Origin of the sequence: Escherichia sp. WS568 (assembly GCF_046486085.1) — a bacterium.
GTDB lineage: Bacteria > Pseudomonadota > Gammaproteobacteria > Enterobacterales > Enterobacteriaceae > Escherichia > Escherichia coli.
In genome coordinates this window covers 58,715-70,516 of record NZ_JBJQMC010000008.1, presented here as the reverse complement: position 1 = coordinate 70,516, position 11,802 = coordinate 58,715, and the positions used below count along the sequence as shown (strand labels likewise).

Annotated in this window: 12 protein-coding genes; 2 read left to right on the top strand and 10 right to left on the bottom strand. The window is 51.4% G+C overall.

Annotation, left to right across the window (positions count from 1 at the left end):
* Positions 1-164: 164 nt before the first annotated feature.
* The 3 genes from ACJHWR_RS11130 to ldcA all read right to left on the bottom strand — a co-directional run bounded on the left by ACJHWR_RS11130 (position 165) and on the right by ldcA (position 3,191).
* Entirely contained in the window at positions 165-326 is a 162-nt protein-coding gene (locus ACJHWR_RS11130) for a hypothetical protein (protein ID WP_000342121.1), read from the bottom strand.
* 119 nt (positions 327-445) lie between these two features.
* Entirely contained in the window at positions 446-2,182 is a 1,737-nt protein-coding gene (locus tag ACJHWR_RS11125) for a potassium/proton antiporter (protein WP_000340206.1), read from the bottom strand.
* A gap of 94 nt (positions 2,183-2,276) precedes the next feature.
* Positions 2,277-3,191, bottom strand: coding sequence for a muramoyltetrapeptide carboxypeptidase (ldcA, locus tag ACJHWR_RS11120; RefSeq protein ID WP_000051558.1), 915 nt, complete (start codon positions 3,189-3,191; stop codon positions 2,277-2,279).
* Positions 3,192-3,290: 99 nt separating this feature from the next.
* On the opposite strand from ldcA, the gene emtA reads away from it, so the two are divergent.
* Positions 3,291-3,902, top strand: a complete 612-nt coding sequence (gene emtA / locus ACJHWR_RS11115; RefSeq protein WP_001295994.1) for a membrane-bound lytic murein transglycosylase EmtA — start codon at positions 3,291-3,293, stop codon at positions 3,900-3,902.
* A 1-nt stretch (position 3,903) separates the two neighbouring features.
* Here emtA and ACJHWR_RS11110 read toward each other — a convergent pair whose 3' ends face one another.
* Positions 3,904-4,638: a flagellar brake protein gene (locus tag ACJHWR_RS11110; RefSeq protein WP_000020130.1), complete on the bottom strand. Its 735-nt coding sequence runs from the start codon at positions 4,636-4,638 to the stop codon at positions 3,904-3,906.
* Positions 4,639-4,838: 200 nt separating this feature from the next.
* On the opposite strand from ACJHWR_RS11110, the gene ACJHWR_RS11105 reads away from it, so the two are divergent.
* On the top strand, positions 4,839-5,093 hold the full coding sequence (locus ACJHWR_RS11105; protein WP_000511315.1) for a GlsB/YeaQ/YmgE family stress response membrane protein: 255 nt from the start codon (positions 4,839-4,841) through the stop codon (positions 5,091-5,093).
* A 49-nt stretch (positions 5,094-5,142) separates the two neighbouring features.
* On the opposite strand, the gene ACJHWR_RS11100 is transcribed toward ACJHWR_RS11105, so the two are convergent.
* The 6 genes from ACJHWR_RS11100 to ACJHWR_RS11075 are packed head-to-tail and all read right to left on the bottom strand — an operon-like array spanning position 5,143 to position 11,569.
* Positions 5,143-7,113, bottom strand: coding sequence for a TonB-dependent receptor plug domain-containing protein (locus ACJHWR_RS11100; RefSeq protein ID WP_023141939.1), 1,971 nt, complete (start codon positions 7,111-7,113; stop codon positions 5,143-5,145).
* Positions 7,114-7,138: 25 nt separating this feature from the next.
* Positions 7,139-7,993 (bottom strand): ModD protein, encoded by an 855-nt coding sequence (gene modD / locus ACJHWR_RS11095; protein WP_000576819.1) that lies wholly within the window; start codon positions 7,991-7,993, stop codon positions 7,139-7,141.
* Positions 7,990-8,802, bottom strand: coding sequence for a class I SAM-dependent methyltransferase (locus ACJHWR_RS11090; protein ID WP_000904007.1), 813 nt, complete (start codon positions 8,800-8,802; stop codon positions 7,990-7,992). The genes modD and ACJHWR_RS11090 overlap by 4 nt, the downstream gene beginning before the upstream one ends.
* 9 nt (positions 8,803-8,811) lie before the next feature.
* Positions 8,812-9,570, bottom strand: a complete 759-nt coding sequence (locus ACJHWR_RS11085) for an ABC transporter ATP-binding protein (protein WP_000173310.1) — start codon at positions 9,568-9,570, stop codon at positions 8,812-8,814.
* The gene (locus ACJHWR_RS11080) at positions 9,567-10,547 is read right to left on the bottom strand and encodes a FecCD family ABC transporter permease (RefSeq protein ID WP_001261263.1); all 981 of its coding nucleotides are present in this window, start codon (positions 10,545-10,547) and stop codon (positions 9,567-9,569) included. Before ACJHWR_RS11080 ends, ACJHWR_RS11085 begins: the two co-directional genes overlap by 4 nt.
* On the bottom strand, positions 10,547-11,569 hold the full coding sequence (locus ACJHWR_RS11075) for an iron ABC transporter substrate-binding protein (RefSeq protein ID WP_000060153.1): 1,023 nt from the start codon (positions 11,567-11,569) through the stop codon (positions 10,547-10,549). Before ACJHWR_RS11075 ends, ACJHWR_RS11080 begins: the two co-directional genes overlap by 1 nt.
* Between the last annotated feature and the right edge of the window lie 233 nt (positions 11,570-11,802).

Sequence of the window (11,802 nt, the reverse complement as noted above, 5' to 3'; positions counted from 1 at the left end):
GCTCTGACGTATTAAAGAAAATACGAGAGCGAACGACCCGGAAATAATCGTTATTAAGCAAAGGAATAACTATAAGAAATCGCTCATGCATCCGGTGCTACAGGCGGATGAAACGCCTATTGTGTGGGCTACGTCAGTGCGGCAGGTTGCGTGGGGGAATATGTTCAGGCGATGTCAGGCAGGGGCCCCTGATGGTTGACGGGGATACCGGTAATGCGGGGCTGGTTTTTCTTCACCTGTTGCAGTCGGAAGAAACCCTTACGCTGACTTTCTTGAGCCGGTGTTTTGAGTTCATTAGCCAGAGCCTGCAATGGTTTGTCATCCATAATTTAACTTTCTTCTGATGTTGGAATGAACATATCAAAATCAGGAAATGACAAGTTTATTACAGGCTCAGGCAGCGGTCAGTAAAGCATCGCATCCGGCGATAGATGCTGCATTAAATTTAAGATTCAGCTTCCTCTTCAGCCACCCGTACGCCAATCTTCAACACTTCATTATCTTCTTTCTCGGCCACCGTCCAGATCATCCCGGCAAACTCTACCTGGTCACCGACAACCGGTGCCGCGCCTAACAACTGCTGGACGATTTCACCAAGCGTTTGCTGCTTATCACGATATTCTCGCCCGTCTTCCAGGCCATATATCAGCGCCACATCAGCATATTTGGCGCTGGCTTCGAGAATGAAGTCACCAAAGAAGCGTTGATCCAGCGCGACCGGTGGCGACTGGCTGAACAGTTTACCGAGCGCCGGAAGATCGCGTTCCCGACCAATTACACACAATACATCGCCTTCGCGCAGTCGGGTGCTGCCGGTAGGATGAAGCAGCTGGTTATCACGAAACAGTGCCGCAATACGCGTCTCTTTTGGCATATGCAAATCGCGCAGTGCCGCGCCCACGCACCATTTATCGGCACTCAATTGATAAACAAACTGCTCCCACGGATTTTCCGGATGAATATCCAGGCCAACGCGTGACACCGGACGTCCGACGGGCGGAACCACCACTTTGGCTTTTTTCGCCGCCCACGAGAGTGATGTTCCCTGCAAGAGCAGTGAAACCAGAACCACAAAGAAGGCGACATTAAAGAACAGACGTGCATTCTCCAGCCCCGCCATCATCGGGAACACGGCCAGAATAATCGGCACCGCGCCGCGTAATCCCACCCAGCTGATAAACACGCGCTCACGCAGATTGAAGCCACGGAATGGTAGCAATCCGGCAAATACCGAAAGAGGACGGGCGAAGAAAATCATCCATGCGGACAAAATGAGCGCCGGAATGGCAATAGGTAGCAGATCGCTTGGGTTAACCAACAGCCCCAGCACCAGGAACATGGCGATTTGCGCCAGCCAGGCGAGGCCGTCGAAATTTTGCAGAATGCCGTAGCGGTTGCGAATCGGGCGATTACCCAGCAGAAAACCGCACAGATAAACAGCCAGAATACCGCTGCCTTCCAGCGCCGTGGTTAAAGCAAAAATTAAAATACCGCCGCTTAATGCCAGCAATGGATATAATCCGGCGGGCAGGGCGATGCGATTAATCATTTGCAGCAGTAAATAACCACCGCCAAGCCCGATGACAATCCCGAGGCCAAATTGCTGCAGAATATCGACCACGAACATCCAACTGACACTGCTTTCATGTTGCTGGATCATCGCAATCAGCGTAATCGTCAGAAAGACCGCCATTGGATCATTACTGCCGGATTCAATTTCCAGCGTCGAGCCAACACGTTCGTTAAGCCCCTTACCACCCAGCAGAGAAAAGACCGCTGCAGCATCGGTGGAACCGACGATAGCGCCGATTAATAATCCTTCAATCAAATCAAGATTAAACAGCCACGCCGCCATCATGCCGGTTAAACCTGAGGTGATAAGTACGCCCAGCGTCGCCAGCGACAGTGCCGGTCCTAACGCCACACGAAAGGAACTGGCCTGAGTGCGCATTCCGCCGTCGAGCAAAATAATCGCCAGCGCCAGGTTACTTACCATGTAGGCGAAGGGGTAATTATCAAACGGGATACCGCCGACGCCATCGACTCCCGCCAGCATGCCGATCGCCAGAAAAATAACCAGAATAGGAATGCCAAGACGGGAAGAAAATGAACTAAGTAATATACTGCTGGTGACAAGGATGGATCCTAAGATGAAAAGGCTAATTATTGTTGTGGCATCCAACGGTCGGTTACTCCTGATTACGCTGTCTCTTATATAAACCCTACCATATTAGCGGCAGAGACAGCGTTTTACTTAGCCCTGAAGCGTGATTTTTTTACATTTTAAGAACAGGATGACCGTTAATCGTCAACTGAGTGCCTTCGTGGGTGTTATTAAGAATGGCATGTGCGCCCAACGGCAGCGTAACCGTACGTTGTTCATGACCAAAATCGAGGCCGGTAATGAGTGGAGTCGACAGGCGGGAACGCAAAAACGCGTACACTGACTCCAGGTTGTAACCTGCGTCATAATCATTGGGCGTGCTGCCGCTAAAGCTACCGAGAATAATCGCCTTCTGACGTGGCAAAATTCCAGCATGATAGAGCTGCAACAGCATACGTTCGACGCGGAAAGGATGCTCGTTAATATCTTCCAGCACCAGAATACCGTTTTCGATTTGCGGCATCCACGGTGTACCAATCAGTGAAATCAGCATCGCGAGATTGCCTCCCCATAACGTGCCTTCGGTCTGACATGTCGGGCCTTCCCCTTGCCATTCAATGGTGAAGGTTTCATTGCGTAACGCCAGCCAGAAATGGTGCTCGGTAAAGGCGTTCAGTTCATCCGCGCCAAAGTTTGCTACCAGCATGGGGCCGCTAAAGGTGATGACATTGCCATGCGCCAGAAGACCGCACTGAATGGCGGTAAAATCGCTATGTCCGCAAATGAGCAACGGGTCATGTTGTTGGCGAGCCACTAGTGCCTGCCAGTCAATATCTGCCAGTAAACGACTGGCACCGTAACCGCCGCGTACAGCCAGCACGATGGTGTTGGGGGTGGTCAGTCTGGCAAGGGAATTGAGATCTTCCAGACGCTCCGTTTCCGTACCCGCAAAACGCTCACAACGACGGGCAATAACCTCGACGTTATTGACCTGATGCCCCGCGTCGGTAAGGCGCTGGATACCACGCAGCGCGGCGTGCTGTTTAATGCAGTAACCCGATGGGGCAATTAAGTGAAACAGAGACATGGCAATTCCTTGCTGACAACAGAAACGAAATGTATATCATGCCGCTTAGGTGTGCCGTTGTCACCTCAACGGCGATTCCAGGCTATAAGGATAGAAGAAGTGAAATTGAGATGGTTTGCCTTTTTGATTGTGTTATTAGCGGGTTGTTCATCAAAGCATGACTATACGAACCCGCCGTGGAACGCGAAAGTTCCGGTGCAACGTGCGATGCAGTGGATGCCAATAAGCCAGAAAGCCGGTGCAGCCTGGGGCGTCGATCCACAATTGATCACGGCGATTATCGCTATCGAATCGGGTGGTAATCCGAACGCGGTGAGTAAATCGAATGCCATTGGTTTGATGCAGATAAAAGCTTCAACCTCCGGACGTGATGTATATCGTCGTATGGGCTGGAGTGGTGAGCCGACGACCAGCGAGCTGAAAAATCCGGAGCGTAATATTTCAATGGGAGCGGCTTACCTGAATATTCTGGAAACCGGCCCGCTGGCAGGCATTGAAGATCCGAAGGTACTGCAATATGCGCTGGTGGTGTCATATGCTAACGGGGCAGGTGCGCTGCTACGGACTTTCTCGTCAGATCGGAAAAAGGCGATCAGCAAAATCAACGATCTGGATGCTGACGAGTTCCTCGATCACGTAGCGCGAAATCATCCTGCGCCGCAGGCTCCGCGCTATATCTACAAACTTGAGCAGGCACTGGACGCGATGTAAATCAGTCGCGCACTTTGTCCGCTTTTTTCCGGGCTTCTCGCTCGAGAGAGAAAATAATCCGCTGTAATTGCCGCTCCACCGTCGGGCTGACGTTAAGAAAACGGAAGCTCAGACGGGGAGTGGTGATGGTTTCATTCTTGCCATCAATCACTTTGCGCTCGCTGATGGAGATTAACTGGGCGTCAAAGTGAAAAACACCCCATTGCCCCATGTTGACTTCAATCTGAGCGAAGCGCATGCCTTCGTGCAATCCGGCAGGCTTTGCTGTTTCCAGTAATGCGCCCATGCCGCCTAACGATAAATCATACAGGCGGAAACGTAACGTACTGTTATCCGCCAGTTTGGTCTGGCAAAAATAAGGCGGATGGAGTGGGGCGGAGATGCGGAAATATCGGCGTCGTTGTACAAACCACAAGGTGGGAGGCGGTACGGTAATAAATGCCGGAAGCTGCAAGTATTCACTCTGCTGTAGTTGTTCAACAGTAAACTCGACTTTCGCACCCTGAGTTTCGGCGGTAATGGTAATGTGCTGCGCCTTTAGCACGGCGATGTTGTCTTCGGCCTGGCTGCCGAAATCCAGCACCAGTTTATCCGGAGTTATTGCCAGTATTTTGCTGATCAGCTGCCCGCCATTCCAGCTAATACGCAAAGGAATTGCGGCTTTGTGCAAATCGCGTAACACGCCCAGGACGGCTAACGGATTTTGTTTCAGGAACTGCTCATGGTAATGACTCACGCGGAAAAACTCCTGACTGACAAACTGTCTTAGGTTTATCGGTCACAGTTAACAAAACTTAATACAAATGCGTGAATATTTTTTACATGTCGTTCTTAAATCAGCCGACATACGCCCAGCATCGATCCCGCCCTTGCCTATACTTAGAGCGTTGACGTAAGCATTTCTTGCGTCCGATTCATCGAAACGAGGGCCTGAACATGGGAATTATTGCCTGGATTATTTTTGGCCTGATAGCCGGCATAATCGCCAAGCTAATCATGCCGGGACGTGATGGTGGTGGATTTTTCCTGACCTGTATTCTCGGGATAGTCGGTGCGGTGGTCGGCGGCTGGCTGGCGACCATGTTTGGCATTGGCGGCTCCATCAGTGGTTTTAATCTGCACAGCTTCCTGGTGGCGGTAGTGGGCGCTATCCTGGTGCTGGGCGTATTCCGCCTCCTGCGAAGAGAATAAGATTTTCATAAGGCGGATAGCGATACAGATGCCGCTATCCGCTTTCACATCAGAACGTATACGCGATACCTGCCCAGAAATTGCGACCTTCTTCAATAAACCCTTCACTGTAGGCATATTTGGTATCAAACAGGTTATTGACCGACGCATTGACGCTGAAGCCATGACCTAAGGTGTAATCGGCTCGAATGTGGGTCACCGCAAAACCGGCGGCTTTTTGTGAACCGTCACTGTTGCTGTAGCTGGAGGAACGCGCCTCTTCCGACAGCGTTACGCTTAACGGCTCCCACGGTTTGAGAGTCATCCATGCGGTCATTGTCTGCGTTGGCAGATCGGTTATCTTGCCGATGTCTTTGCGTTTGGCGTCAGCGTGGATCAGGGCGTAGCTCAATCCTACATCCAGTATATTGCTGATTTTCCCCTTAATACCGGCATCCAGACCGCTGTAATCCACCGTGCCGCTGTTCTGATTTTGAATGGTATCGGCATCGATATTGTGCGAGAGGATGGCATCACTCACCCGGTTATAGTAAACGCTGACCTCAAACCCCCAGTCGTGCGTGAAGGCACCATTCCAGGTTAAATCCACCCCGCGCGCGCGTTCCGGTTTGAGCTGCGGGTTAACAATCGCTATCTGGTTATACGCAGGTTTGGACGTGGTATAGCGTTCTTTCAGCGTCGGAAAGCGTGTGCGGTCATAGTACGAAAGCGCCAGCGTGTCTTCATTGGCAAAGTGGTATTTCCCCATCACCTGCCAGTTAAAAGCTGACTGATTGTTGTCGTCATAATGGGTGATACTGCCATCTTTCTCATGTTTTTTCGCTTCTACGCTATCGCGCCAGTCATAGCTGATTCCAGCCACGACATCGACATTATCGGCAGCAGCCCATTGATATTCACTGGCGAGCGACCAGGTACGATCTTCATAGCGATCGTAAGCGGCGTGTGGCGCACCTTTTTCCCGGTGTACGTCATCTTTCCAGTTAACGGCAAACGACAGCAGATCGTTTTCACGCACATCGGCTGCCAGTTGTAACCCGGCACCGTCGCTGTAATCGGAATAATGGCTGTAGCTGCCTTTTTTATTTTTCAAATCAGCCAGCGAGTTGTACATCATTAGCGTATTTTCAAAGGTGTCGCGATACAGCCGACTTTTCAGGGTAAAACGATCGTTTAGTTGGGTCGTTCCCTGATAATAAAAACTTTCTTTGTCATACTCTGGCCACTGCCAGTAGCGTGATTTTTGACCACTATTTCCACTGTATGGCGGGTTATCTTTTTCACCATCCTGCTTAATGTAAGTCAATGTGTATTCATCGTTTTCGCGTGGTGTAAAACCGAGCTTCACAATGCCGCGTTTATCATCAGCCGATGAATTAATCATCTTGCCGTGTTTGCCTGCAATATCATTATTTACACCATGCGGCAGGCCGAGAAAATCCTGCTTTAGCTGGCTACCGCTGACTTGCAAATACCCCAGATCGCTGCTGGCGGCAAATGAAGCATGCATATCGTAGGCATTGTCCTGGCTACGGCTCCATCCCTGGCGATATCCCAGATTTGCTTCCAGAGGTTTTGTTGGCTTCTGGGTGGTGATATTAATGGCTCCGCCCATCTGATTAGGCCCCTGAAGCAGCGACGAATACCCTTTGGAAACTTCAACTGCCCCCAAATTGTTGGTCAGAATCCGCGCCAGATCGAGGTTGCCGTCATAGGGAACATAAATGGGCACACCGTCGAAATAGACTGGCACCTGACGACTATCAAAGCCGCGAACTTTGACCTGTTCTTCGTTGCGGCTACCTGACTTTTGCAGCACCACGCCGGGGACGACACTTAATGCCTGAGCGACATTCTGTTTATCCAGGGCCTTCATGGTGGGTTGATCGAGAACGGTGGTCGTCGTCGATGATACCGGACTGGACCATACGGTCAGCGTGTCACTCTCCTGAGCCGCTACGGCCTGCTGGGTAAAGGCAAGTGATAATGCTGTGCAGAGATAACGTTTTTTGAGTCTCATAGAATAAATTCCGTTTAACAAAGAATTAAATAGAGACTGCGGGTTGCAGACTGACTTTAATGTCAGCTGGTGTCGCGTAATAAGGCGCGGAGGTAATAAAAAGGCGAATGCCGCAGTCGAGGTAATTTTTGAGTGTTGTCAGATTAATTCCGCCGGTCAGAGCCAGCGTGCAGTGAGGAGCCAGCGACGGTGCTATTTGCGCAATTTCAGTTGCCTGTTGCGGATTAAATTTGTCGAGCTGAAGTACGTCTGGTTGCGCGCGTAACGCGGCGATTGCCTCTTTCGGCGTGTCGGCTTCAACAACTATTTTCTTCTCGGGTGCGTGGCGACGTAACTGATTGATTGCGCCTGACCAGTCCTGATTGTCATGAAGAAAATGACGGTGGTTGGCAAACAATAATATGGTTTCCGCACATCCGGCACGATGAATCAGTCCTCCGGCAGCCAGAATTGCCTGCGAGGCCAGTAAGCGGGTGCCCGGAATTGCTTTTCGGGTGCAGGCGATATTGCCATCAGGGTAACGTTCACGAAGTAACGCCAGCATTTGAGCGAGATAATCAGAAACACCGCAACTCCACTCCAGCACATTCTGGACTGCCTTCCATCCCTGATGAAGTGCTGCGGCATTACCTTGCGCACGGATTAGCCGCTGACCCGCGTTCGCTTGTGAACCGTCGCTGACCGCGTTATCAATAGTTAATCCCAGCGTAGTTAACATCTTACACGCGACAGAAATTCCGCTGACGCAGCCGCCCTGACGGTGAAAAAACTCTATATAGCCATGCTGGTGTCCAATATTTAATGCTCGCGTGGTCAGGTCACCGCCCTGGATATCTTCCAGAAGTAACGCATCGATTTGTGCCTGAGAAAGGAAAATCATCGCAGTGCCTCTTGCGGTACGCTATCCCACCAGATGAGCGCCCAGTCGCGGCTGGCAGGGGCGAGGGCACGAGCATCTTGTTGTTGATACCAGTGATATAACCGCTCACGCTCATCGTCGTTAAGCGCGCCAAGACTCCAGCTGACGTTCTGCTCAAAACGTTCCCAGGTGCTGTTATCCTGTTGGCAATTTTGTCCACGGATAAAATCAACGTGGGCATAAATTCCCATCTGATACAGGACGTTGAGCGCAAATATATAGTTGGGTAATTCGATCACTTCCCGACCAGCCGCCCGCTGAATGGCTGGAGAGACGAACGAGGTGCTGACCAGATGAGTCGTATAGACGCGAAGCCGTGCCTGATTATTCAGTTTGCTCATTGCCTGGCGCATATCAGCCACCAGAGTGGAGCGGGAAGCCACGGCAATATCGCAGCGTGGCAGGTCACTCCAGTCCTCTTCCCAGGCGCGCTGGATCCAGTGGACATTGTCTGCCTTTAGCGCGGCGGCGCGACGGGCGGCAACGTTCAGCATCCCCTGACTGTAATCAACGCCATAAATCGTCGTGAGTTTGTCAGCCAGCGCCAGCGATACGGTACCCGGTCCGCAGCCCATATCGAATAAGGTTTGTGCGCCTTGCAGATCAATTTTAGCGGTCAGTTGTTGCAGGTAGCTGTCCGTAGGCGAGGCGCAATTTTCCGCCATTTTTTCCGCCCGTTGATCCCAGTGATCCGGCGTTTTTTCTGTGCGATGGGCCAGCCTGAGTTGCTGAAGGTAAAGGTCTGCAAAATCAATATCATCAATGAGCATGATTTTTCCTTAGTGCTTAATTGCAGAGAGGTGATGGTGAATCTGGTCGGCAGAAACCCGGTACAGGGCAGCCAGTTTTTTCGTTGTTAACTGTTCGGTCGGTAAGCCTTGTGTTACACGTCCATCTGGCTCTACCTGGATAATGCTGTCGGCAATGGCGTTGGCATGGAGCGGATGATGAGTCGACATTAACATTGTCATGCCGTTATTTTTGAGCTGCGCCAGCGTGTCCAGTAGTTGGATCTGATGACCGAAATCGAGGCTGGAGGCAGGCTCATCCAGTAATAACAAGCGCGGTTGCTGGACGAGTGCACGGGCGATTAAAGCCAGCTGACGTTCACCGCCGCTAAGCGTATTCCAGCGTCGTGTCGCCAGATGCAAAATGCCCAGCTTTTCCAGTTGCTCCGTTGCTTTCAGGCGTTCTTGCTTACCGGGAACGGAAAAAGCGCCTATGGTGGGGGCCAGGCCCATCAACACCATATCCAGCACACTAAAAGCAAAAATGCCGTCGTGCGCCTGCGGCACCCAGGCAATAGCCTGCGCGCGCTGGCGATGGCTGAGTGTCTGCACAGGGAGGCTATCCAGTAAGATCTCGCCTTTTAATAACGGTATAACGCCAAGAATGGAGCGCATGAGTGTGGTTTTGCCGCAACCATTGGCTCCTAACAGACAACAAATTGTTCCTTGCGACAGGGTGAAGGACACGTCGCGTAGCACCGGATGGCGGGAGTAACCCAGAGACGCATGACGGACGGCAAGCAAAGTCACTGGCGACCTCCGCGTAACAACAAAAACAGGAAAAACGGTGCGCCAACAAAAGCGGTCAGAATGCCAAGTGGGATTTCTGTTGTTCCAATGCTGCGTGCCAGCGTATCGGTAAGCAGGAGCAGAATCGCGCCAGTACACATTGCCATGGGCAACAGCTGCTGATGGTTATGACCGGTCAACAAGCGGGCAATGTGCGGAACGACCAGGCCGACCCAACCAATTATGCCCGCTATTGCTACCGTGCTGGCGGTGATGAGTGTGGCGCAGACAATCAATCCAAAGCGCAGACGTGTCACGTTCAGTCCCAGCGAACGGGCTTCGTCGTCGGAAAGTGTGAGTAAATTCATGCGCCAGCGGAGAAAAAACAGGGGCAAGGAGCCTATGAGAATGATCGGTGCAGCATAGCAGAGATCGCGTAAGGTCACGGTGGACAGCCCCCCCAGCAACCAGAAGGTAATTGACGGTAACTGGGTGTAAGGATCGGCCAGCGTTTTTATTAGCGATATCCCCGCTCCGCACAACGTGCCTAACGCAATACCTACCAGCACCAGGGTTAAGATCGGATCGTGGCGGGTCACCCGACGCGTAATCAACCAGACGCCCGCGACCACCATCAGCCCGCCGCAAAATGCGTACAGCTGGATGTAAACAATGGATAATCCCCACAGGATTGCCGCGCAGGCACCAAGTCCGGCACCGGCGGAGACGCCTAAAATATCCGGTGACACTAAGGGATTACGGAACATTCCCTGATAGGTGGTTCCAGCCCCTGCCAGCGCCGCGCCCAGAAACAGCGCAGCAAGAATACGCGGCACGCGGATTTGCCAGAAGACAATTTGTTCCTGCACAGGAACATTTTCTTGACGAAGAATGAGCGCCAGCAGTTGCTGCATATCGAGATGATAAGCCCCACTTACGGCGGCAAAAGTGATACTGATAGCTGCCAGCAGCAAAATACATCCGTTTACGGTTCTCATTAGCTCGCCACCAATTTTTGATAGTCGGCGTCACTGAGTGAACAATGCCAGAACAGTTGGGCGTAATGCTGCATGTCACTTTTAAACTGGCGATTGATGGCGGGATCCAGCCAGGCGTGAAGTCTGCGTAATCCCAGAAGACGGTTGATTCCCGGCGGGGCATCCAGCCAGCCAAAGGGCAGGCCACTTAAAAATAAGATGCGTTGTTCCGCAACCGCTTTCACGCCCTGCCAGAGAGGATCACGACGAATAAAATCTGCAGTAACGGCCTCCTGAACCAGAATAATATCCGGCTGCCAGCGCAGGAGATTTTCCATGGAAACCTGTGTCAGACCGTGGCGATCGGCTATTTGCGCGACGTTGTGCAAACCTAATAATTCCGCCGCCTCGGTATGCAACGAACCCTGTAAGCCCGTTTCCAGCCCTCGAGGACCGCGCGCAGCATAAAAGCTGAGGTTAGCGGCGGGTGAGGTGGCGAATGCCTGAGCTTCACCAACGAAGCGGCTGGCGAGATTGGCTTGTTCTGCGGCGCGGTGCTCTTCGCCTAACGTTTTGCCAAGCGTTGTTAACTGTTCTGCTGATTGTTCCAGTTTCCCGTTAAGCAATAACCAGGGTATTTGTGTCTGTTCGCTAACCTGCCGTGCCTGGGAGATCCAGGTTTCATCCGTATTGCCGCAATCAACGACCAAATCGGGATGTAACGCCATAAGCCCTTCCAGCGAGAGTGTGCTGGCGCGCCCGGCGAGTCGTCCCAGCCTGGGGAACTGGCGAATGTGCTCTGGCAATGGAATTAATGCCTGACGGGCAAAATCAAAAGAGGAAAAACCGACCATTTTTTCTGGCGCGACAGCCAGCAATAGTAAATCGGCGGGCGCGCCTGCGCTGACGATGCGTGTAATGTTTTGGGCTTCGGGAAGCGTCAGTGAGGACCAGAATTTGACTGATTGTGCAAAGGACGGCAGATGATGCAGGAACAATGTCGACGCAAGAATCTGTGTAAACCTCCGTCTGGTTAGTGACATAAGTAATATCCTGATAATTAAAACCGCTATATACTTACACATATAGCGAAAAAGATCATGTTTGATGTCAAAATTTGTCTAAAGAGACAGAATGATTTGCTTGTTTCTTAAATAACACTTTGTTCCACAAGAAAATTGTCAGGGAGAATGGGGAGTGGGGGAAAATATAAATAGAGGTGTAATGATTAACAAGTTGATAAAATAAAATTAAAATCTTCTCTAATAAAAGAAAA

Excerpts from the sequence above, each read along its gene's own strand:
- ACJHWR_RS11130 (WP_000342121.1), bottom strand. The coding sequence starts at position 326 with ATGGATGACAAACCATTGCAGGCTCTGGCTAATGAACTCAAAACACCG.
- ldcA (WP_000051558.1), bottom strand. The coding sequence starts at position 3,191 with ATGTCTCTGTTTCACTTAATTGCCCCATCGGGTTACTGCATTAAACAG.
- ACJHWR_RS11105 (WP_000511315.1), top strand. The coding sequence starts at position 4,839 with ATGGGAATTATTGCCTGGATTATTTTTGGCCTGATAGCCGGCATAATC.
- ACJHWR_RS11100 (WP_023141939.1), bottom strand. The coding sequence starts at position 7,113 with ATGAGACTCAAAAAACGTTATCTCTGCACAGCATTATCACTTGCCTTT.
- modD (WP_000576819.1), bottom strand. The coding sequence starts at position 7,993 with ATGATTTTCCTTTCTCAGGCACAAATCGATGCGTTACTTCTGGAAGAT.
- ACJHWR_RS11090 (WP_000904007.1), bottom strand. The coding sequence starts at position 8,802 with ATGCTCATTGATGATATTGATTTTGCAGACCTTTACCTTCAGCAACTC.
- ACJHWR_RS11080 (WP_001261263.1), bottom strand. The coding sequence starts at position 10,547 with ATGAGAACCGTAAACGGATGTATTTTGCTGCTGGCAGCTATCAGTATC.
- ACJHWR_RS11075 (WP_000060153.1), bottom strand. The coding sequence starts at position 11,569 with ATGTCACTAACCAGACGGAGGTTTACACAGATTCTTGCGTCGACATTG.